Here is a 20888-nt window from a genome sequence, read left to right on the forward strand (position 1 = left end):
ATGCAGCTATTGCATGGGAAAACTTAGCAGATATCACTTTTCGTACAAAACCTAGAGTGCTCTCTTCTGCGCAGGCGATGGAGGCTATCAACGCTCTGGCGGCAGAAGTATTACCCCCAGGTATGGCGTTGGAATGGACCGACCTTAGCTACCAGCAATCCACTCAAGGCAACGCGGCGCTGGTGGTCTTCCCGCTATCGATTCTGCTGGTATTTTTGGTATTGGCGGCACTCTATGAAAGTTGGACGTTACCGTTGGCAGTCATCTTGATTGTGCCCATGTCGATGCTGTCGGCCCTGATTGGCGTTTGGTTTGGCGGTGGCGACAACAACATCTTCGTGCAGGTGGGGCTAGTGGTACTGATTGGCTTGGCATGCAAGAACGCGATTCTGATTGTGGAGTTCGCCCGCGAACTTGAACTGCAAGGTAAGGGAGTGGTGGAGGCGGCTCTTGAAGCCTGCCGGCTACGTTTGCGGCCTATCATCATGACCTCAATCGCCTTCACAGCAGCAGTCTTGCCTTCGGTGATTGCCACCGGTGCGGGTGCCGAGGTGCGGGCGGCGCTGGGTACTGCTGTATTTGCAGGCATGATCGGCGTCACCCTGTTTGGCTTGTTCCTGACTCCGGTGTTCTATGTGGCGCTGCGTAAACTGTCCGGCCCTCTGGTCAGTCATCGCAGCCCCACGCTGGACACCCCATCTTACCCAGCCAGCTATTCTTGAATGGCAGCCAGAATAATAACCGGGTAGATCTTGGGGCGGACTAACGTATAGAAAAGAGCTAGAGAGACTGGACTGGAAAGAAAGGCTCGCTCGTAACTGAACGGGCAAGCACAACGAGCTACTCCCGCTGTGCTTGCCTGCTTTCGTCAGATTGCATGAAAAGCTGCAGCCTGGCGTTTTCAATCGTCGGCTGCAGGTGATAAAGGCAGTTGCCTTTCCGGTAGATATCGGCTGGCCCGGTAAGGCGTTCGAGATCATCCGTAGTCAGAGCCGTTTGGCACGTTGGGTCATCTTGCGGCTGAGTCGCGCCGAGTAGCATCAAATGGCCGAACAACAGCCAGTCGCCATTTCGTTCGCCATACGCCTTGCCCACCGCGCTATAAGGTTCATAAACCAGCCACTGGAAGGGCGTGCCGCTGCTTATCTGTAGGGTTTGGCAGGGTTCTGTCTGGCTTAAACAGGCGGAATTCTGCTCAACCAACAGGTTCAGCAAGGGCTCTGGGAGAGTGGCGCCGTCAGGGCTTGCCCTGAACTGTTGGGCGACGTCATCCAGGTTCTGAGTATCCACCAGTGGTTCCTGGCTCCAGCGTTCGGTTTGTCTGAGCGAAAGTTCAATACGCCGAGCTAACTCAGGCTGCGATTGGGCAAATTTGCTCTCTACCAAGGCTTGCAAGGCCAGGATGCCCGGCTGGCCGAGTTGGTAGCGCAGGTAGTTAACATCAAACGCCTCGGCTGTTGTGCGGCCATCCAGTAGCCGCTTGATTTGCTGCTCGGCAACCCAGTGGCGCATATCTGCCAGCGGCGTGTTAACCACGATCAACACAAGGGCCACCAGCAGGGCCAGGCCGACGTTGGCGCGCTGTAGGCTTGGAAGTGCTGCTTGGCGGCGCCACAGCAGAAGCAGGCTGTAGCTTACGGTAAATGCCGCTGTTAGCACTTGCAGCAGGGCAGCCCACAGCCTGTCCAGACTAAGGCCGTATTGATCAATGCGCAGCCAGAGCGCCCAGGCGGCCAGCACGCTACCCACCGGCAGCAGCACAACGGCCAGCAGGATGATGCGGCGTAGCCAGGTGGGATAGGGTGGGGAATCGTGCTGCGGGCCATGTGCTTGATGAAATACCGCGTTGAAGAACAGCAGCAGGGTTAACATCAGCGCCATTAATATGGAGGAGGCTCTGCCTGTATCCCAGACGGGCTGCACGCCGGTAAAAAGGAGCATGGCAAAAAATAGCAGAATGATAAGCGCTACCAGCGGCAGTAACGCTTTGATAAGTGCCTCGCTCATCTGCCGCACGCTTTGAATCAGGCGAAAGCGGTTACGAATCATCACCACCGTTAAACCGATCACCAGCCAGGTGACGGGGTAAATAAACACGGGTTCACTGAAAAGCGTCTCAAAAAAGCTCACGCCAATAGCTGAAAACAGTGTTGCCCCCAGCAATAATAGGCCCCAAAACACGCCAATAAACAGCGTTAATTGTGAAAGCGTCTGGGTGAATTCCCAGGAGTAATTCAGCAGCGGTGAATAGGCGGTAGGCCAGGTTCTGCTAGTGGCGCTACTCCGAAAAAAAAGTGCCAGGATGAAAAGCGCTACGCCAAGCGATATACAAAAGGCAAACGTGAACGGATGCCGTGCCCACGCTAGCGGTTCGGGCGTCTGCTCTACCCAGCCAAGGTGCCAGCCCAACCAAAACAACAGCGGGGCCAGCAATAGCGGGAGAAAATTGAGGCGATCACGTAGCCGCTCCATTCCGATTAGATAAAACGCGGGCAGGGCGATTGCTACGGTATAAAGCGCCTTGAGCCAGCGCTGGTCAGCGGCCAGCCAGTGCTCATGCTCAATCGCCAGATGAAGGGCCAGCAGCGCAATCCCTTGTACAACGGCCAGCAAAATCAAGCCCGCACGGGTGGGTTTGTCCAGCGTATTTGCGCGATTATCATCCATGGCAGTTGTCCGCAGGTGAAGTTGTCGTAATAAAATTTACGTTGCTTTGAAAATAATCAGGGTAGAGTTGGATTAAATAACAACATCACCATGGCAGGGAAATGGAAATGTATCGAATATTGCTGGTTCTTTGTATTTTTCTGCCAGGCTGCACGAAGCAGAAGTAATGTGACGGTGAGATATTCTCTTTACGATGTGTGTTAGATAAGTTTTATGGCACAGGATCATTTGATCTGTCGAAATAGACAATCATCCTCAAATGGCGGTGCTCATCAACGGTCAGCACCTCGTGGACATAGGTATGTTGCGTGCCATCTATATCAAGGAGGCTGCTGATCCCTCTATTATAGCCATCCATGTTTGAAGCCTCCCACCAGCGACGGAAATCAGGTGATAACCGGCTAAGCTCGTCGATCAGAGTTTGCATGATCGGGTCCTCAGGAGCGACAGCCAAGTCACAACGAAACTGCGCCAGCATACGCGATGCATCCTGTTCCCAGTCGGGGAGTCGCCGACGCAGATCTGGGGCGGTAAAGATCATTCTTAATAGATTGCGTTCAGGCGTTTCACGGGAGCTGAACTGAAGTAGCTCATCAGCTTGCGCATTCCAGCCAAGAACATCCCAGCGAAGGTTTACGACGTAGCTAGGGCGGGAGAGGTCATCCAACAGCGACTGGACGCGGGGAGAAATGCTCTGCTCTTGATACGCTTCTGCCGGTGGTGCGCGGCGGTGTGCCAGCAGAAAAAGGTGGCAGCACTCGGCATCATCCAGTTTCAGCGCATGGGCGATATTGAGCAGAAAGCGTTCGGAGACCTTAATATCACGGCCCTGCTCAAACCACGTGTACCAAGTCAGCCCTACTCCGGCAAGTGCTGCAACTTCTTCTCGCCTTAAACCCTGTGTACGCCTTCGTCCGTTGCTAGGAAGCCCAACATCAGCGGGCGTCAATTTGCGACGATGCCGTAGCATGAACCCCGTAATATCGCTCTGTGTTCGCTCAAGCCTTTGATTAACCATGCCATTACCTTTGGTAATAGGATAATTGGCTATATTGTAACCCTATATGTAGTATCTGAGAATGCCAGCTTCCATGAAGGAACAGGAGGCAGCATGTCACTCAAAGTTGATGCTCACATCCCTTTAAATACGGATGCAGGAACAGGCGGCCAGTCTAACAAGGCTGGCATGAAAGAGTGGGCGGGGCTTGCAGTATTGGCCCTACCCACCATTCTGCTAGGCCTCGACGTCACTATCCTCTACTTGGCGCTACCGGCATTAGCGTTAGAGTTACAGCCGAGCAACACCCAGGCACTGTGGATTATGGATGCCTACGGCTTCATGATTGCCGGTTTTTTAATCACTATGGGCACGCTTGGGGACCAGATCGGCCGACGTCGGCTACTGATGATTGGGGCCTTCGCGTTTGCGGTTGCCTCTGTGTTTGCAGCCTTTGCGCCAAATACAGAGTGGCTAATTGTAGCCCGGGCAGCTTTGGGTATTGCTGGTGCGACCCTGATGCCTTCTACGCTGGCCTTATTAAGCAATATGTTTTTTGATCTGAGGCAGCGTGCATTGGCAATTGGGATATGGGCAACCATGTTTGCATTGGGTATGGCGTTGGGGCCAATGGTTGGAGGATTATTGTTAGCTTCCTTTTGGTGGGGAGCCGCTTTCCTGATTGCCGTGCCTATTGTCATCGTATTATTGTTAGCTGCCCCAATACTGCTGCCAGAGTACCGTAACCCGCGTGCAGGTCGCCTGGACCTTTTTAGTGTCCTATTGCTATTAATAGCAATTCTGCCAAGCATCTATAGCATAAAGGAATTTTCTAAAGCGGGTGTTACACCAACGGTGCTGATCACCCTTGCTGCTGGAATATTGGGAATATTGCTTTTTGTGCGTCGACAACAACACCTCTTCCACCCATTGCTTGATCTGAAATTGTTTGCCAGTAAGACCTTCACTGCCGCACTTATCATACTCCTGGTAGGACTGCTGGGCGTTGCTGGCATGATGCTCTTAGTCACTCAATATCTTCAGCTAGTGGCAGGTTACACACCGTTGATTGCCGGGCTTTGGATGGGCCCTCCGGCGCTGATGATGGTACTGGCTGGTATACTTGCCCCTCTGCTTGCACGTCGTATTCGACCAGCGTTTGTTATTGCTGTAGCTCTCATGCTCTCAAGCATCGGCTGCGGCTTGCTTGCGCAAGTCCATGCACACTCTGTTCAAGTAATTCTGGTCGTAATAGGTTTTTCGCTGGTTTACCTAGGGTTGGGTACCATTGCTGCACTTGGCACAGATTTGGTAGTAGGGGCAGCGCCGCGTGAAAAAGCAGGGTCTGCATCGGCGATGTCTGAGATGGTTCAAGAGTTAGGTGTGGCGCTAGGGGTGGCTCTTCTGGGCAGCTTGGCTACTCTGATGTATCGAGTGCAGATGACCCCAGTGATCCCAGAAGGAGTACCGCACGAAGTCTCCACTGCCCTTGGAGAGAGCTTATGGGCAACCATGGTTGTCGCTGACCGCGTCCCCGCCGAGCTACTTGATCAGGCACAGTTGGCATTTACTCACGGTATGAACATGGCCGCTATGGTGAGTGGTTTCGTTATCCTGGTGCTTGCGTTGATATCTGCCATTGCTTTACGGCATGTAAAAGTAGTAGGAGATGAGGGTGATTGAGTGGCCCGCACGGGGACGCCGATGGTGAGAAGAGGACAAGCTGCCCCAATTACTGAACTGAACAATGACTATCGTTAATCCCTCTGAACTTTAATATGCGGCCCACGATGATTCATACACCTACTTTCTTTTTCCTGCTTGACGGCCTCTTTATTGAATCCTTCACTGTCTCTTGATGGGGTCAAATGAATCCTTCATTAACGTGATGGCTTACTAGAAGCGCTCAGTGCTTTCTATCGCAGGTCGGGCGGTGTGGTTGGCGCTTGGCGTGATCAGAAATATCGCTTGAATGCCCAATAAACCCAGCATTTGGTCGAGGAGAATAACGTGTCTGATCAAAAGCCTACACGCTAGGAGTGGGCGCACGTACCACGCCGCGCCTGCAAGATAACGAGCACTGGTGGCCTGACCAGTTCAACCTTAGCGTTTTGCATCAAAAACACCCCGATTTCAACCTTTTGGAAGGCTTTCGCTATGGCGATGCATTTGCCTATCTCAGCGTTGATGAGTTAAGCGCTGACGTTGATGCGTTGATGACAGGCTGGTAGCCCGCTGACTGGGGCACTATGCCCGTTCTTTATTCGCATGTCGTGGCACGTTGCCGGGTGCTGATGGACGCGGAGGCGTTAGGCCAGCAGGAGAGCGTCAAGGAGGCTTCTGGTGCCAATATTTTGATGGTTCTGGGTGGAAATGTCGGGGTTGAGATGGCGGTGAAAGCAGCCGAGCATGAACTAACGGTGCCGTTCACGCCGGGGCGCACCGATGCCTCTCAGGATATGACCGAAATTGATACCCATGCCTGCCTTGAACCCAGGCATATCATAAGAGCGGTGAAGCTGAGTGGCCGGCCACTCGGGTTGACCTGGTCTACGGCTCTAACTCGCAACTGCGTGCCATTGCAGAGGAGTACGCTGCCAATGGCGGAACGCTATTCCGCCGTGCTTTCTTAACTGCCTCTGTTAACATTCGTGGCTTGTCGCCTGTCATATTAGAAGGGGCGTTTGAAATAACACCAGGAATTACTTGATGAACCATCCGCAACCCAATAATCCGTTACATGGCTTAAGCCTTGAAAAGATTTTAACCCGCCTGGTTGAGCGTTACGGCTGGGACGGCTTGTACGCAGAGATCAACGTGAACTGCTTCCTCAATGATCCTTCTATCAAGTCGTCGTTGAAATTCCTGCGTAAAACGCAGTGGGCACGGGATAAAGTAGAAGCGCTGTATATCAATACCTTTACGGATTAACGCAGAAATAAGTGTAGTGGCGGCGTGGGCTATGAGGTTGACGTCCTTGCGCCGTTTATGCGGCCATTGAGAATAAAAAAATACATCGTAGCTTGTCGATTCTTCTCACTCTCGAACGACTAGTGATAGTTCGTTCATTCGATCACAGACCGTTTTGAAGTATCGGCTTTCGTGAGGAAATTGATGATGATTACTATGTATGGATTTGGAAAAGTAACGCCGCAAGTGGTGGGGATTACAAGGGATTTACGTGTGCTGTGGGCTCTAGAAGAGTGCGAGTTGCCTCATCAGGTTAATGGACTCGATGATTTCGCTGGGGAACTACATAGCGCTGATTATTTGGCAATCAACCCCTTTGGCAAAGTGCCAGCCATTGACCATGATGGCGTGATAATTTTTGAGTCAGGGGCTATTGTTATTTACTTGGCGGAGCAATCAGGGAGGCTTTTGCCGACGAGTGAGTCAGAACGCGCTAAAGCCCTGCAATGGACGTTTGCTGCCCTGGATACAGTGGAGCCACCGATGACGCAAATTGCCGTGATTGATTTATTTGAAGCGGATGCCGAGTGGGCAAAGCTGCGACGTCCGGCACTCGTGGAGATGGCTAAGAATTACCTCGCGGTGCTCGAAGACGTACTTATCAGCAAGCGCTATCTGCTTGGCGACCAGTTTACCTATCCAGACATTCTAATGGTTGCGGCGTTAAGTCAAATACAGCATACAAACCTTCTAGATGAGTTTCCTAATGTGACTTCCTATTTAACGCGCTGTCACGACCGACCAGCGTGGCATAAATGCCTTGATGCCTACAATCGGCGCTTGGCAGCGTGAGTGATCAGCATCACGCACGCCAGCACTTTGGCGAAGCTTATCAGTGTTGGTGCGGATCGACGTTAGACATGGAATACACCGGAGAGAAAGATCATGGCTATAACTAAACAACCATTGCCGAGTGTCGTATCTTTGGAAGAGTGGGAATTAGCGCTGGATCAGTTTCTTGTAAAAGAGAAAGCGCTAACCCGCGCGCGTGACGCACTGAGTGCTGAGCGTAGGAAATTACCTGTAGTGAAGGTGGCTAAGCATTATACGTTTCAGGGCGAAAACGGCCCGGTGTCTCTGCTCGATCTGTTTGAAGGGCGCCGTCAACTCATTGTGTATCATTTTATGTACGCACCTGACTGGAAAGCGGGGTGTGGCGGATGCTCGTGGGTCGCCGATGCCATGACTCACCCGGCTCACCTGCATGCTCGCGATACCTCGCTAGTGATGGTGTCACGCGCCCCATTGGAAAAACTCGAGCAGTATCGATCTCGTATGGGATGGGCTTATCCTATTCCATGGTACTCGTCTTATGAGAGCGACTTTAACTATGATGTTGGCGTAACGACTGCGGAAGGTGAAAAGCACGGCGCCAGTGTATTTATTCGTGACGGCAACACCATATATCGCAGCTATTTTACAGGGGCGCGAGGCGTCGAATATCTCGGCAGTCTCTGGACCTATTTAGACTTGACCCCGTTTGGCCGTCAGGAAACCTGGGAAGATTCTCCAGAAGGCTGGCCACAAACTGAGCCGTATGGCTGGAATCGCCGCCACGACGAGTATGGCGTATAAGACTCATTATAGCGGCAACTTTTCTGTTTTGGCTTCGCCTACTCGGTATTACTTCACACCAGCTCCCGCTTATCGCGCCGTGCCGCACGAATGTCGTTTAGCGTGGCTAGGCCGATAACGCCCAGTACGGCGAGTGAGATTAGCGGCCAGATCAATACATATAACGCCAATATAAAAGTTTGCATGTGCTTTCCTGGTGTCTGGCTGATGCGCTATGGCGCACCAGCGGATGAAGTGATTTCGACTTATTACACAGGGCTTATTACCCAGCCCTTATCACATAGCGCTTAGACCTGCGTAGCAGGCTTCACCGGGTCATAGTTGATGACGTCCTGATCGATCTGCGCGAAGTCGAACTTGCTGGAACTCATCAGGCTGACGCCGATACAAACAATTGTGCTGACGCCGTAGGCCATTAATGAGGCCAGTAGCACCGTGTAGTCCCGCAGGAAGCCAACACAGAAGTAGGCCAGGACGAGGGCGCTGAGTGCGCCGACAATCAAGCCGACACGGCGACCGCAGAAGCCAAAGGCCATCAGGCCAAGCACCACACCACCGCCTACGGAGGCCAGTAACTCAAATAGCCCTGCCATCAGACCGGCCATAGGCACCAGTTCAAATCGTGCGATGCAGAACATCACCAGGCCTGCGAGCACCGCTGAGGTAAACGCCGTATTGGTGACCCGGTTCCAGAAACAGCTGGCGATCACCGGGAATACAATTGCCCCCCACAGCGCACCCACGAAAACCAGCATGATCAGAATGTCCATGGAGAAACTGGCGAGAATCACCCCAATCAGCGTCGCCACAATCATGGTCAGCCTGCCAATAAACAGCATCTTGGTCGGGTCGGGCTTGTTTTTAGCGATGTTCTTGCCATACACATCGGCCATGACAATCGCAGACATGGCTGAAAGGTCCGAGTCAGCGGTCGAGGAGAGTGAGCCGATCACCAGAATAAAGAACAGTCCAATGAACACCGGCGAAAGATACATCGAGACCATCTGCGGGATCAGGTTGTTCATGTCGCCATTAATGGGCTCCATGCCGGTCATCAGCGCCATCAAGCCAATCATGCCCAAGCCGATAACAATCGCACCGTAGCCAATGGTCGCGGTGATAAAGGTCGGTTTGATATGGTCTTCACGCACGGCAAACAGCCGCTGGGAGATAGTCTGGTTGCCAATCGCGTAGGCCAGCACCGCCACAAAGAAAGGTGCGCCCTGATTGAGGATGGCGTCCATCGAGAACAGGTTCGCTTGCTCTGGAGTGAGCAGACTCATGCCGTCCGATAACGTTGCCGGCCCGCCGAGTGCGAACATCACTGCGGGGATGATTAGAATGGCAATGGCCATCATCGCCATCAGCTGGGCAAAGTCAGTAAGGACCGAAGCGCGGAACCCCGACCATAGGGTGTAGGACAGCACCCCAACGCCTGCGATCACCACCCCGGCTTGAAAGGAGAGTGGCGAGAGTACTGAGACCAGAGCGCCGGATGCGGTGAAGTTGACCATCAGGCTGATGATACTGCCCAGTATGTTGGAGGAGGCAAGAATCAACTGGCTGGAGGCGCCATGCCGGGCGTGAATCAGCTCACCCAGAGTGTGCGCATTGGGCGCCAGCTCGCGAAAGCGACGGCCAAAGGGATAGATAAACAGGATCATCAACGCGCCCCACAACCCGTAATGCAGGGGGCCTGAGATGCCATAGGTATAACCCGAGGTCGCAGCGGCGTAAAAAGAGGCAGCCCAGATCCAGGTGGCGGTCATACTGGCGGCGCCAAGGCCAAAGCCGATCTGATGGTTAGACACCATGAAGGCGTCGGTATTTTCCTTTTTCTCCTTGATCAGTAGGGTCAGCAGATAAGTGCCGCCGTAAAAGAACACCAGTAAAGCGAGGACCGTCAGGGTCGAGAATTGATAGAAGTTTTCGTTGTTCATGGAATACCCATAGGCTTTGCAGCCCTAGCATCCTAAATAGCAACCAGCGTTCCGTTGTCGGAAGGGTCGCCACAGGACGTAAGCAAAAAACAGAACATCTTTCTAGGTATGTCTGTAGCGAGATGAGACTGCGGTTGGCAGTCTGGCCGTGCAAGCGTCAGGTGCTGAAAGCACCTTAAACCCTAAATAGGGGGGGCCTGGTCAACGTTTACCATGAAGCGTAATAGCGAACGCAACAACGCGATGGCAAGGTCGAACCGAAGAGCTACCTTACGCTTTTACACTCCAACAGTACAGGTTGACTTTCGCGCCGCTGTATGCTAGGTGAGGTGAAGCGCGAACATATCCGCCCCAGGTTGGCCCCACTTAAGCAGGGTCGGTTGATGGGACTTGCTCTTCCTGCAGGAAGGCTTCTAACGAATCGTCCATAGCACTCATCCATGGCGTATGGTGCGCAGGTGCCAAGGTACCCGTCAGCGTAGAGCGGTAGCTCTTGTTACGGTAACCAAGGATGTCCGCTTCCTTATGGTGCTCCCACTCCTTGAAGATATCGGCAACGCCAGTGACATCAAAAGGTGGGTAGTCGGTAGGCTCAAGCAAATTGAGGATATAGGCCGCTTGAAAATCAATGGCCTCAAAAGGATTAGCAACCTGCTCCTCACGCGCCACCCATTTCTGTGTATCGGCCAACATGGCATCGTTGGTGGGCAGCTTGATGCGGTTAAGTATAAGGTCTCGGGCATACCAGGCTTGCGCATCAAACATGTTGAAGGTGTAGTACTGGTCCTGCATGCCAAGGAAGAACAACTTCGGATTGGCCAGGGAAGCGATCCCCTTGTACAGACCTTCCGGGTAGAGCCGGTTGTGTGTGTTCAACGACAGCTCGTTGGGTAGGAACGGAAAGTGATGCTGATACCCCGTGCACAGGATAATTGCATCGACCGTTTTACGGGTGCCATCCTTGAAGTGAGCTGTCTTGCCTTCTACGCCAGTAAGCAGCGGCACCTCGGCAAACGATGCTGGCCAATCAAACCCCATGGGCTTGGAGCGATAGCTGAAAGTCACTGATTTGGCACCGTACTTGTGGCACTGAGTGCCGATATCTTCTGCAGAGTAGCTGCTGCCAATCAGCAGCAAATCCTTGCCCTGAAACTCGCAGGCGTCACGGAAATCATGGGCGTGCAACACACGGCCGGGAAACTGTTCCAGGCCTTCAAAGTAAGGTGCATTGGGGGTCGAAAAGTGGCCTGTGGCGACAATCACATGATCGAATGCTTCAGTACTCAGCGCGTCCTGTTTTAGATCCCGAACGGTAACCGAGAACTTGCCGGTATCTTCGTCATATTCAACCCAATGTACCGCTGTATTGAAACGGATGTGCTGGCGCATATTGCTCTTGGCGACGCGCCCCATGATGTAGTCGCGTAGCACCGCGCGCGGGGGGTAGGAGGCGATCGGGCGGCCAAAATGCTCTTCAAAGCTGTAATCCGCGAATTCCAGGCACTCTTTAGGGCCATTAGACCAGAGATAGCGGTACATGCTGCCGTGAACTGGCTCGCCGTATGCGTCCAGACCGGTGCGCCATGTGTAGTTCCACATGCCGCCCCAGTTGCTCTGCTTCTCGTAGCAAACGATCTCAGGGATATCTGCGCCATCGCGCTGGGCTGCTTCAAAAGCACGTAATTGGGCTAGGCCGCTTGGGCCAGCACCTAGAATGGCAACTCTAAACGTCATAATATTTCCTGTTTTCAGTCGCTGTATCGTACATTGGGCCAACGTTAGCCCGACGACGATGAAGCGCGAAAAAGAGCGCAGCTCAACCCGTTATGGTGATGCCATCAAGCTCTATAGTGATGCGCAAAAGATCGGATATGCCGAGAGCGCAATATGATGAAGGCTGCATCTGTATCTGTGAGTGAAACAGAAGGCCTGGGGCGGGCGGGCCGCTAATTGAACGCGAGGTATCGAGAAAACACCGGAAGAAGATGCTCGAATGGGGAAGCAAGGGAAAAGTACTTGATAACGCGTATACCAAGAGCGTTACTTTATCACAAAACGGGGATCGGCGCTTTGCGTCGTTACTTATTGATGATTCGCCAGAGCGGTACATTGTTTCCAATCCGTTGCTTTGGATTTCTAGCCAATCACCTTGTGCCGCCTCTGCTTTTCTCTTTTACTACAACTTGTTATGTCATTAAGGTCAAAAGATGCTAAACCCGGTTATTCAGGAAGAACAGACCGGCTGCGGAATTGCTTCTGTAGCGGCTATTCTGGGTAAAACCTACCCAGAGATGAAGGCCATTGCGAACGCGATGGGCATTGCCGCAGACGATGAATCGCTGTGGTCCGATACCCAGTATGTGCGCCAGATGCTGGCCCAAGCGGGTGTGGCTACCTCGCCGGATGAAACACCGTTTACTACGTGGCAGGCGCTACCGGCGCTGGCACTGCTGGCGATTAAATCCCATCAAAAGGAGGGCAAACACTTTTGGCACTGGGTGGTGTTTCAACGCATAAATGGTCAGTCTGTGGTGTTGGATTCCGCCAGCTATTTGCCCGCCAATATCCGCACGGATTTTGACGATATGCATCCTGCCTGGTTTATTGAGGCCCTTAATCCATGACTCAAGTGACGATAAATAACGCCACTCGCGCCGATTATCCTGCGCTTTTGGAAGTGTGGGAGGCCTCGGTTCGTGCAACCCACCATTTTCTGGCAGAGGGCGATCTGCTATTACTAGCTTGTGAGCGCATATAAAAAACGGCCCGTGGGCCGTTTTTTATACCGTGGCTAGCTGCTTGGCTAACCCTTATACGCTATAGCTTATCCTGGGTTTTATGCTCAAAATCGCTGGCATCGTGGCGTTCATGCAGCTGTTCGCTGGGCTCGCCAAACGTGCGGTTAACCATACGGCCCCGTTGTACGGCAGGGCGTGCATCAAGTTCTTCTGCCCAGCGGAGCATGTTTGTATACGTGTGCGCTTCCAGAAATTCAGCCGCTTCGTAAACGCGGTTTTTCACCAGGGCGCCATACCAGGGGTAAATCGCCATATCCGCAATGGTGTACTCATCGCCCGCCATATAGCGGTTATTGGCCAAATGGCGGTCAAGTACATCGAGCTGGCGCTTTACTTCCATGGTGTAACGGTCGATAGGGTACTGGTACTTTTCAGGAGCGTAAGCGTAGAAGTGACCAAAGCCACCGCCGAGTATCGGGCCGCTGCCCATCTGCCAGAATAACCAGGAAAGGCACTCGGTACGCTTGGCTGGGTCGGTGGGCAAGAAGGCGGAAAATTTTTCAGCCAAGTAGAGAAGAATAGCGCCTGACTCAAAAACGCGCTGAGGCGGGTTAGTGCTATGGTCCATCAATGCGGGGATTTTGGAGTTGGGATTAACGTCTACAAATCCGCTGCCGAACTGGTCGCCTTCACCGATTTGGATCAAGTAAGCGTCATACTCAGCGGCTTCGATGCCTTTTGCTAATAGCTCCTCAAGCATGATGGTCACTTTAACGCCATTGGGGGTGGCCAATGAGTAGAGCTGAAGCGGGTGTTTACCAACGGGCAGCGCTTTATCGTGAGTAGGCCCTGCGATAGGACGGTTAATGTTGGCAAATTTACCGCCATTGCCCGGTTCCCATTTCCAAACGCGCGGTGGGGTGTAAGACGTATCGCTCATCATAGCCTCGCTGTGTCGTGTCGCGGGCAGCGCCCGGTGGTAAAAATAATCAATTCAAACGCGATAGGTACTCTATGAGGGTAGTAAAACGCAGGTACAAGGGGCGAGAATAATTAGCTGTGTAATAAAATGACTGATAAGTAACCAGGGAGGCAATCATGCAAACCATTGGGGTGTTGGGCGGAATGAGCTGGGAATCCACGCAAAGCTATTATCGCGCCTTGAACGAGGGCGTAAAACACGCGCTGGGCGGTCTCCACTCGGCCAAAATTGCCATGGTGAGTGTCGATTTTGCTGAGATTGAGGCGCTGCAAAAGCAGGGCGATTGGGAAACCGCTGGAAAAATCCTTGCTGAGGCGGCGCACAATATTGAGCGGGCAGGCGCTGACTTTTTACTGTTGGCCACCAATACCATGCATAAAGTGGCACCCGCTATTGAGCAAGCTATCAACATTCCGCTGTTACACATCGCTGATGCGACCGCCGAACAGCTACGAAAGGATGGTATAACGCGTGTTGGCTTGTTGGGAACGCGCTTTACGATGGAGCAGGATTTCTACAAGGCGCGTTTGCGGGATACATTTGGCATTGAGGTCGTGGTGCCAGAGGAGGAGCAACGTGAGACGGTTCATCGCATTATTTTCGATGAGCTATGCCAAGGGAAGATCAACGATGACTCCCGTGAGCACTATCTGAAGGTGATTGCCAGCCTGCATCAACAGGGTGCTCAGGCGGTCATTCTAGGCTGTACAGAAATTGCCTTATTGGTAGAGCAAGCACATACCGCTGTGCCGCTTTACGATACCACTGCCCTGCATGCAAGCGGAGCAGTGGAGCGTGCGCTTAATAATTAACGGGTGATTAACGCTAAAACGTTAAGCAAGCGTTAGGGTAACGTCGATATTGCCACGGGTAGCGTTGGAGTAAGGGCATACGACATGGGCCTTGTCGACCAGGTCCTGAGCGATGCTCTTATCAATGCCGGGCAGGCTGATTTTTAGCTCGACTTCGATACCAAAACCGGTAGGAATGGCACCAATACCTACGTTGCCTTCAATGGAGGTATCCTGGGGAAGCGTTACTTTTTCCTGGCTGGCAACGTGTTTTAGAGCGCCTAAAAAGCATGCAGAGTAACCCGCCGCAAACAGCTGCTCCGGGTTGGTACCCTCACCGCCTGCTCCGCCCAGCTCCTTGGGAGTGCTGAGTTTGACATCCAGTGCGCCATCAGACGACTTGGCACTGCCTTCACGGCCACCGGTCGCGTGGGCATGGGCGCGGTAAGCAATTTTTTCGATAGACATAGCAGTTTCCTTTTTGGGACGAGTAATAGGTACGTCTTTTAATTTAGTCCGGCTTTATTTTGCGCGCAAGGTAATTCGTAATAAACCTGTTTAAACATTCCTAAACTTTACTCGGTTTTTTGAAGATTCGTGCGTAGCTGTACCAGCTCTTGTTTCAGGTGGTTGAGTGCTTCGATGGATTTCTCGCTGGCACTGACAACGCAGTCAGGAATCTGGCGTGCTTCTTCACGCAGATCACACCCTTTTCCGGTCAGAAACAACTCAACAATACGCTCATCCTGACGGCTACGTTGGCGAACCAACAACTGGTCAGCTTCCAGGCGCTTAAGAAGCGGCGTTAACGAGCCGGGGTCCGTAAGTAAGCGTTTGCTTAATGTGCCTACCGTAATGCCGTCCTGCTGCCATAAAACCAGCATCGCCAAATATTGCGGGTAAGTAAGGCCCAGTCCTTTAAGAAGCGGTTTATAAAGTTTTGTCATTGCGAGTGACGTGGAATACAGCGCAAAACAGAGCTGATGATCAAGCTCCAGCTCACTGCACGGCTCTAGCCTACAAGGTTCTAACGCGGGCATGTCGGCTCCCTACTTGATGCAATGCGTTAATGTAGCGTGTCATACGTTCGCTTACCAGCGCTAGACGTTGGTTGTAAAAGGGCGGTTTTGCTTTGACACGCTTGTGCTGGGTCTTTTAATCTTTAAGCAATTGTTACCGGTAACAGTGCGGTATTCAGGCTGTAGATATCCATTCAATCCACACCCTGCCAGTCATCCTGACAACAATGGTGGTGTGCCCTCGCAAATCAGGCCTTAAGCTCGGAGAATTTATCTAATGAACCCTACTTCTTATCGTATTTTGGTGATGGGTGCCTCCGGCTGCGGAAAATCCCACATTGGCCAGCAGCTGGCAGCCGCCATGAATGCTACGTTTATTGACGGTGATGATTATCACCCGCCTGCTAACGTAGCCAAAATGGCGGGTGGAACGCCGCTTAATGATGATGATCGTCAGGAGTGGCTTGAGAAGCTGTCGTCACTGTTTGCTCACTACCAGGCCCGGAATGAAACGGCGGTGATTGCGTGTTCGGGATTAAAGCGGCGTTATCGGGATTGTTTGCGCAAGGGCGATTCAGCGTTGCAAATTCTGTACCTGGAAGGGAGCGCTGAGCTATTGCGTGAGCGCCTGGCCACCAGAGAAGGGCACTTCTTTAAAGGAGATAACATGCTGGCCAGCCAGCTTGCCGATTTACAACCGCCGGGTGATGATGAGGCCGTTAGCCTGTCCATTGCGCTCTCACCAGAGGAGATTGTGAGCCGATTTACTGGCACACTCAATGTGCGGCTACCTTCGCCATCCAGCTAATCGTTGTTATAGAGGCAGTATCCCGTTTGAAGAAAAAACGCCCAACGCTACAAACTATTGCTGACCAGGTCGGGGCAACCAAAATGACGGTGAGTCGTTGCCTAAGAGACCCGGAAACTGTTTCAGAAGGCTTGCGCGAGCGTATTCTTAGCGTGGCCGAGCAGGTCGGCTATATTCCCAACCGAGCGCCGGATCTACTTTCGCGTGCTACCAGCCACTCTATTGGCGTACTGGTTCCTTCGCTGACGAACCAGGTCTTTGCTGATGTCATCGTGGGAATTGAGAAACGAACCGAGCCTGCCGGTTATCATCTTATGCTGTCTCACTATGGGTATAGCCCGGCCGTTGAAGAGCGAAGCTTGGCATCGGTGCTTTCTTACAACGTAGATGGGGTGATTCTTTCGGACCATCATCACACTCCCCGCACGTTGCGAATGCTGGAAACCGCTGGTATTCCTGTGGTGGAAATCATGGATACTCATCATAAGCCGCTGCAGCAGGCGGTAGGCTACGACAACGTCGCCGCGGCGTTTGATATGGTGAGTGAAATGATTCGCCATGGTCGGCAGCAGATTATTTATCTGGCTGTGCGGCTGGATGAGCGCACTCTGCAACGTGAGCAGGGCTACCGGCAGGCGATGGAGCAGCACGGTCTAACACCGGTAACGCTGCATAGCAGCCAACGCTCCTCTTACAGCGTGGGGGCAGCGCTTCTAGAGCAAATTTTAAACGACTACCCTCATACGGATGGCATCTTCTGCACCAACGATGACGTGGCCGTTGGGGCGTATTTTGAGTGTCAGCGCCGTGGTATTAACGTGCCTGGGCAGATGGCGATTGCGGGTTTCCACGGTCACGACGTGGGGCAGGCAATGACGCCAAAGCTTGCTAGTGTCATCACGCCACGCCAAGCCATTGGCGAGGCTGCCGCGCAAGCACTGCTGGCCAGGATTCAGGGCGAAGCGGTGGCTGATCATACGGTCGACTTGGGCTATCGCATAGAGACAGGCGCCACGCTATAGCAGGTTTTCATCGGGCTATTAAAGAGAAGCCGCACTGGTGATAAGTGCGCTTGCTGGTTAGAGTAACCATTTTCGTTTGTATCGAGGCTATCGTGCATATCTCCGAGCTCAATATTTATCCGGTCAAATCTTTAAAGGGTATCAGCCTTACCCGCAGTGAACTGCTGCCCACCGGCCTTGCATGGGACCGCCGCTGGATGCTGGTTGATACGCAGCAGCGCTTTGTGACTCAACGCCAGCGGCCTGCGTTAGCCACGGTAGAAGTGGCCTTAACCACCGACGCCTTGGTACTTTCGCACCCCAATGTTGAGCCACTTTCGATACCGCTTGCAGAACCGAGCGGCAACCTGCGTATCGTTCAGGTCTGGAATGATCACTGTAAGGCGTGGCCTGAAAGCAGCGACGTTTCAAGCTGGCTGGAAGCTGCTTTAGGTGAACAGGGCAGTGGCCTGAGCCTGGTCCGTTTCGACACGCAGTTTAAACGTCCGATAGAAACGGAGTTTTTAAACGGGGATGACGCCGACACGCTTTTTGCTGATGGTTACCCCTTTCTGATTGCTTCAACCGGCTCTCTCAATGCGCTCAACCGTGCCCTTGAGGAGAGTGGTTGTCAGGCTATTCCCATGAACCGTTTTCGGCCCAATATTGTGGTCGAAACCGACAAGCCATGGGCTGAAGATGGTTGGCAAGCGCTACAGGCTAGTAATGGAGCATTTGAACTTATTCTGCGAAAACCGTGTAAACGCTGCAAAATTACCACGGTAGACCAGCAAACGGCCCAGATACCTGAGCCTGCCGAGCCGCTTAAAACGTTAATAGGCCTGAATACCCAGCCTGAATTAAAAGGCGCTTATTTTGGACAGAACGCGACGCTGCATCGTGGTGAAGGAAGCATTATTCGCGTGGGGGATACGCTGGTGGCTGAGGCGCGTGGCGCTTGAGCCGCAGCAGTCGGGTGGCCACAGCCGTGCCGAGCAGGGTAATTACCATGCCTATAGCGATCTGAAGGCTAAGCGTCTCACCCAGGAGTAAATAGCCCCACAGCAGGGCGCTAACGGGTACCAGGAATGTAACGGTTGAGGCGGCCGTGGCACCTGCGCTGGCTAACAAACCAAAATAGAGTAAAAAAGCCAGCGTAGTGCTGAATACAGCAAGTGCTATGGCGTTGCCCCAGGCAAGCGAGCTAATCGGCTCGCTGGGCCAAAGTAAAATGCCGGGGATAAGGAGCACCAGGGCTGACATTGCGCAGCTGCCTGCGGCAAGTACCCGAGGCGGCAAATGGCCCAAACGTGTTTTGGAGTAGTTGCCCGCCATGCCGTAGCAAAAGGTTGCCCCTAATACGGCAATGATAAACCAGCCATCGCCGCCCAAGGCAAAGCCCAGCCTATTAGCAGAAAGCACATAGACTCCCGCCAAGGCAAGCGCCAGCCCTAAATACTGTTGGCGCTGTATAGGCGTGGCAAAGAACAGCGCGCCTAATAGAGCCGTAAAAATGGGCGTGGTGGCGTTAATCAACGAGGTAAAACCAGCCTCCAGCCGTGTTGTTGCCAGCGCCAGCAGCGAAAACGGCAGCACATGGTTCATGATGCCTAGTAATAGCAACGGCCCTTTATGCTGCCAAATAAGCCGCAAATAGTGAACGCTGAGCAGCAGCGGGATAAGCAACAGCGCCCCAACGCCCATGCGCACTAAAACAAGCGGGATAGCGCCAAACTCCGGCGATGCAACGCGCATGAAAATAAACGACAGGCCCCAAAGTGAGGAGAGTATGACCAGGCGCAGCGCATCCGCTGATGACATGACGTGTCCTTGACGTTGGTGTACAGAGTGCTTTCGGCTTGCTGATTTCACTCTGCTGGATAGCATAAGAGGGTTAGCGCGGCCTGGGAAGCACTCATCATCTGAGTTCGGCACGGTGCTAAAAATCAGCTACGCTGAACGGGGTGGTCAGTTGCTCTATGCGAGTGACCATTCAACCTTTTTTGATCATATCAGTATCCACTGATCAATCAGGTCTTTAGCTATCACTGATAAGGAGTTTTTCATGGATCGTAAAGCTAGCGCACGTTGGGAAGGTGGACTGAAGGATGGAAAAGGCACCGTTTCAACCGAAAGTGGCGTTCTCAGTGCTAATTACTCCTTCAAACAGCGTTTTGAAGACGAAAAGGGCACCAACCCGGAAGAGCTGATTGGCGCCGCGCATGCCAGCTGCTTTTCAATGGCGCTTTCCAAAGTGTTAGGCGAGGCTGGTTATACCGCTGATGCTATTGATACCACTGCCAGCGTTAAGCTTAAGCAGGATTCAGCAGGCTTTAGCATTTCTAACATTCATCTGGATGTCACCGCTGAAGTAAGTGGTGCCGATGAAGAGAGCTTCAAAGAGGCCGCTCAAAAGGCCAAGGAAAATTGTCCCGTATCAAAAGTGCTCAATGCTGAAATCAGCATGACGGCCCAGCTAAAAGGCTAGTACTTTATTGATTAGCGCTACGTTTAATAACGTAGCGCTTTTTTAATAGCCAAAATTTTATAATGGGTGGTAGGGCGCAATTATAAAACAATAAAACGCTAGTGCATGCCGTTTAGTGTGTAGGCTGATATAGCGGAAAGGTGAAGAGAGTGAGCTTTATAAGGTGTCTGAAAAGTAAAAATATTTGATGTTGTTGATTTTATACTAAGCGCTTGGTGTGCATGTTTGACTGCGTTATAGCGCTCAAATATACACTATATTTTAAACGCTAGATAAAATAAAAAGCCTTAGCAGAAGCTAAGGCTTTTAGAACTAGTGTACGAAGGCTGCTTTACGCGTCTACTTCGTCGCGCTCAAATTCAGCGGCTTCTTCAAGCGCTTCTTTTGAAGCGTTAACGCGGACATCATATTTGTTACCTTCCGCATCCCAGATCAGTTCGAGTGAATCCCACTCGATGGCGACATCTTTTTCACCCATGCCAAGGAAGCCGCCAACACCGATGATCACAGCGGTCACTTGACCACTCTCATCAATAATCAGGTCGTGGATAGTGCCGATGTTCTCGTCATCTTCGACAGTGCTTTTAACATGATGGCCCTTAAGGGAGTCTGAGTAGAAAACGTTTTCTGGCACACTGGTCAGGTAGGTTGCTTCAACTTCAACGGTCGTTGATGTTGTTTCTTCGGCGCTTACATTACCCGCTGCTAGCATGAAAGCAGGAACCATTAGTGTACCAATGACGGCTGATTTGATCATTTTCATTCCTCTTGCTCCTTGATAAGGCTCAGTATCTTACGTTGATGTCTAAATCAAATAGTTGAAGCTAACGATTCAGAACGATCCAGTTTATGAACCAGGCAGTGATACTTGAATCGCTGCCTTTCCTTAAAATGCAGAATATACATTAGGTG

General features: G+C 52.3%; 23 protein-coding genes. 13 read left to right on the top strand and 10 right to left on the bottom strand.

Annotation, left to right across the window (positions count from 1 at the left end; genetic code table 11):
• The coding region (locus CZ787_RS17630; protein WP_176372255.1) for an efflux RND transporter permease subunit at positions 1-722 on the top strand (722 nt) is incomplete at its 5' end.
• A gap of 118 nt (positions 723-840) precedes the next feature.
• Here CZ787_RS17630 and CZ787_RS17635 read toward each other — a convergent pair.
• Together CZ787_RS17635 and CZ787_RS17640 are read right to left on the bottom strand one after the other, a co-directional pair.
• Positions 841-2667, bottom strand: coding sequence for a DUF4153 domain-containing protein (locus tag CZ787_RS17635; RefSeq protein ID WP_087111698.1), 1827 nt, complete (start codon positions 2665-2667; stop codon positions 841-843).
• Positions 2668-2878: 211 nt separating this feature from the next.
• Entirely contained in the window at positions 2879-3685 is an 807-nt protein-coding gene (locus CZ787_RS17640) for a helix-turn-helix transcriptional regulator (RefSeq protein ID WP_087111700.1), read from the bottom strand.
• A gap of 93 nt (positions 3686-3778) precedes the next feature.
• On the opposite strand from CZ787_RS17640, the gene CZ787_RS17645 reads away from it, so the two are divergent.
• The 6 genes from CZ787_RS17645 to CZ787_RS17670 all read left to right on the top strand — a co-directional run bounded on the left by CZ787_RS17645 (position 3779) and on the right by CZ787_RS17670 (position 8209).
• A complete protein-coding gene (locus tag CZ787_RS17645) occupies positions 3779-5347 on the top strand; it encodes an MFS transporter (RefSeq protein WP_087111702.1) in 1569 nt (522 codons plus the stop codon).
• Positions 5348-5703: 356 nt separating this feature from the next.
• A complete protein-coding gene (locus CZ787_RS19165; protein WP_254908657.1) occupies positions 5704-5895 on the top strand; it encodes a hypothetical protein in 192 nt (63 codons plus the stop codon).
• Positions 5896-5913: 18 nt separating this feature from the next.
• Complete coding sequence (locus CZ787_RS19170; protein WP_254908658.1) at positions 5914-6297, top strand: hypothetical protein; 384 nt, start codon at positions 5914-5916, stop codon at positions 6295-6297.
• Between the two features lie 76 nt (positions 6298-6373).
• Complete coding sequence (locus CZ787_RS17660; protein ID WP_087111706.1) at positions 6374-6595, top strand: VF530 family DNA-binding protein; 222 nt, start codon at positions 6374-6376, stop codon at positions 6593-6595.
• Positions 6596-6778: 183 nt separating this feature from the next.
• Positions 6779-7426, top strand: a complete 648-nt coding sequence (locus tag CZ787_RS17665) for a glutathione S-transferase family protein (RefSeq protein ID WP_087111708.1) — start codon at positions 6779-6781, stop codon at positions 7424-7426.
• A 93-nt stretch (positions 7427-7519) separates the two neighbouring features.
• A complete protein-coding gene (locus CZ787_RS17670; RefSeq protein ID WP_087111710.1) occupies positions 7520-8209 on the top strand; it encodes a DUF899 domain-containing protein in 690 nt (229 codons plus the stop codon).
• A 53-nt stretch (positions 8210-8262) separates the two neighbouring features.
• Here CZ787_RS17670 and CZ787_RS19000 read toward each other — a convergent pair whose 3' ends face one another.
• The 3 genes from CZ787_RS19000 to CZ787_RS17680 form a co-directional block, all read right to left on the bottom strand.
• On the bottom strand, positions 8263-8394 hold the full coding sequence (locus tag CZ787_RS19000; RefSeq protein WP_217883901.1) for a putative transporter small subunit: 132 nt from the start codon (positions 8392-8394) through the stop codon (positions 8263-8265).
• A gap of 102 nt (positions 8395-8496) precedes the next feature.
• On the bottom strand, positions 8497-10149 hold the full coding sequence (locus tag CZ787_RS17675; RefSeq protein ID WP_087111712.1) for a sodium:solute symporter family protein: 1653 nt from the start codon (positions 10147-10149) through the stop codon (positions 8497-8499).
• Between the two features lie 366 nt (positions 10150-10515).
• The gene (locus tag CZ787_RS17680; protein WP_087111714.1) at positions 10516-11883 is read right to left on the bottom strand and encodes a flavin-containing monooxygenase; all 1368 of its coding nucleotides are present in this window, start codon (positions 11881-11883) and stop codon (positions 10516-10518) included.
• A 473-nt stretch (positions 11884-12356) separates the two neighbouring features.
• Here CZ787_RS17680 and CZ787_RS17685 point away from each other — a divergent pair, with 473 nt between their 5' ends.
• Entirely contained in the window at positions 12357-12773 is a 417-nt protein-coding gene (locus tag CZ787_RS17685) for a hypothetical protein (RefSeq protein WP_087111716.1), read from the top strand.
• Positions 12774-12966: 193 nt separating this feature from the next.
• Here the strand turns inward: CZ787_RS17685 and yghU are convergent, their stop codons facing one another.
• A complete protein-coding gene (gene yghU, locus CZ787_RS17695) occupies positions 12967-13827 on the bottom strand; it encodes a glutathione-dependent disulfide-bond oxidoreductase (RefSeq protein WP_087111718.1) in 861 nt (286 codons plus the stop codon).
• 158 nt (positions 13828-13985) lie between these two features.
• On the opposite strand from yghU, the gene CZ787_RS17700 reads away from it, so the two are divergent.
• Positions 13986-14681: an aspartate/glutamate racemase family protein gene (locus CZ787_RS17700; protein WP_087111720.1), complete on the top strand. Its 696-nt coding sequence runs from the start codon at positions 13986-13988 to the stop codon at positions 14679-14681.
• Between the two features lie 21 nt (positions 14682-14702).
• Here CZ787_RS17700 and CZ787_RS17705 read toward each other — a convergent pair whose 3' ends face one another.
• Entirely contained in the window at positions 14703-15128 is a 426-nt protein-coding gene (locus tag CZ787_RS17705) for an organic hydroperoxide resistance protein (protein ID WP_087111722.1), read from the bottom strand.
• Between the two features lie 107 nt (positions 15129-15235).
• On the bottom strand, positions 15236-15700 hold the full coding sequence (locus CZ787_RS17710) for a MarR family winged helix-turn-helix transcriptional regulator (RefSeq protein WP_087111724.1): 465 nt from the start codon (positions 15698-15700) through the stop codon (positions 15236-15238).
• A 256-nt stretch (positions 15701-15956) separates the two neighbouring features.
• Here CZ787_RS17710 and CZ787_RS17715 point away from each other — a divergent pair, with 256 nt between their 5' ends.
• The 3 genes from CZ787_RS17715 (at position 15957) to CZ787_RS17725 (ending at position 18450) form a co-directional block, all read left to right on the top strand.
• The gene (locus CZ787_RS17715) at positions 15957-16487 is read left to right on the top strand and encodes a gluconokinase (protein WP_087111726.1); all 531 of its coding nucleotides are present in this window, start codon (positions 15957-15959) and stop codon (positions 16485-16487) included.
• Between the two features lie 26 nt (positions 16488-16513).
• Entirely contained in the window at positions 16514-17509 is a 996-nt protein-coding gene (gene gntR / locus CZ787_RS17720) for a gluconate operon transcriptional repressor GntR (protein ID WP_087111728.1), read from the top strand.
• 92 nt (positions 17510-17601) lie between these two features.
• Entirely contained in the window at positions 17602-18450 is an 849-nt protein-coding gene (locus CZ787_RS17725) for an MOSC domain-containing protein (protein WP_087111853.1), read from the top strand.
• Here the strand turns inward: CZ787_RS17725 and CZ787_RS17730 are convergent.
• Entirely contained in the window at positions 18404-19309 is a 906-nt protein-coding gene (locus tag CZ787_RS17730) for a DMT family transporter (protein ID WP_087111730.1), read from the bottom strand. The genes CZ787_RS17725 and CZ787_RS17730 overlap by 47 nt on opposite strands.
• Before the next feature lie 244 nt (positions 19310-19553).
• On the opposite strand from CZ787_RS17730, the gene CZ787_RS17735 reads away from it, so the two are divergent.
• Positions 19554-19976, top strand: a complete 423-nt coding sequence (locus tag CZ787_RS17735; protein WP_087111732.1) for an OsmC family protein — start codon at positions 19554-19556, stop codon at positions 19974-19976.
• Positions 19977-20307: 331 nt separating this feature from the next.
• On the opposite strand, the gene CZ787_RS17740 is transcribed toward CZ787_RS17735, so the two are convergent.
• Positions 20308-20739, bottom strand: coding sequence for a PRC-barrel domain-containing protein (locus CZ787_RS17740; RefSeq protein ID WP_087111734.1), 432 nt, complete (start codon positions 20737-20739; stop codon positions 20308-20310).
• Between the last annotated feature and the right edge of the window lie 149 nt (positions 20740-20888).

This window comes from Halomonas citrativorans, from assembly GCF_900163645.1.
GTDB lineage: Bacteria > Pseudomonadota > Gammaproteobacteria > Pseudomonadales > Halomonadaceae > Vreelandella > Vreelandella citrativorans.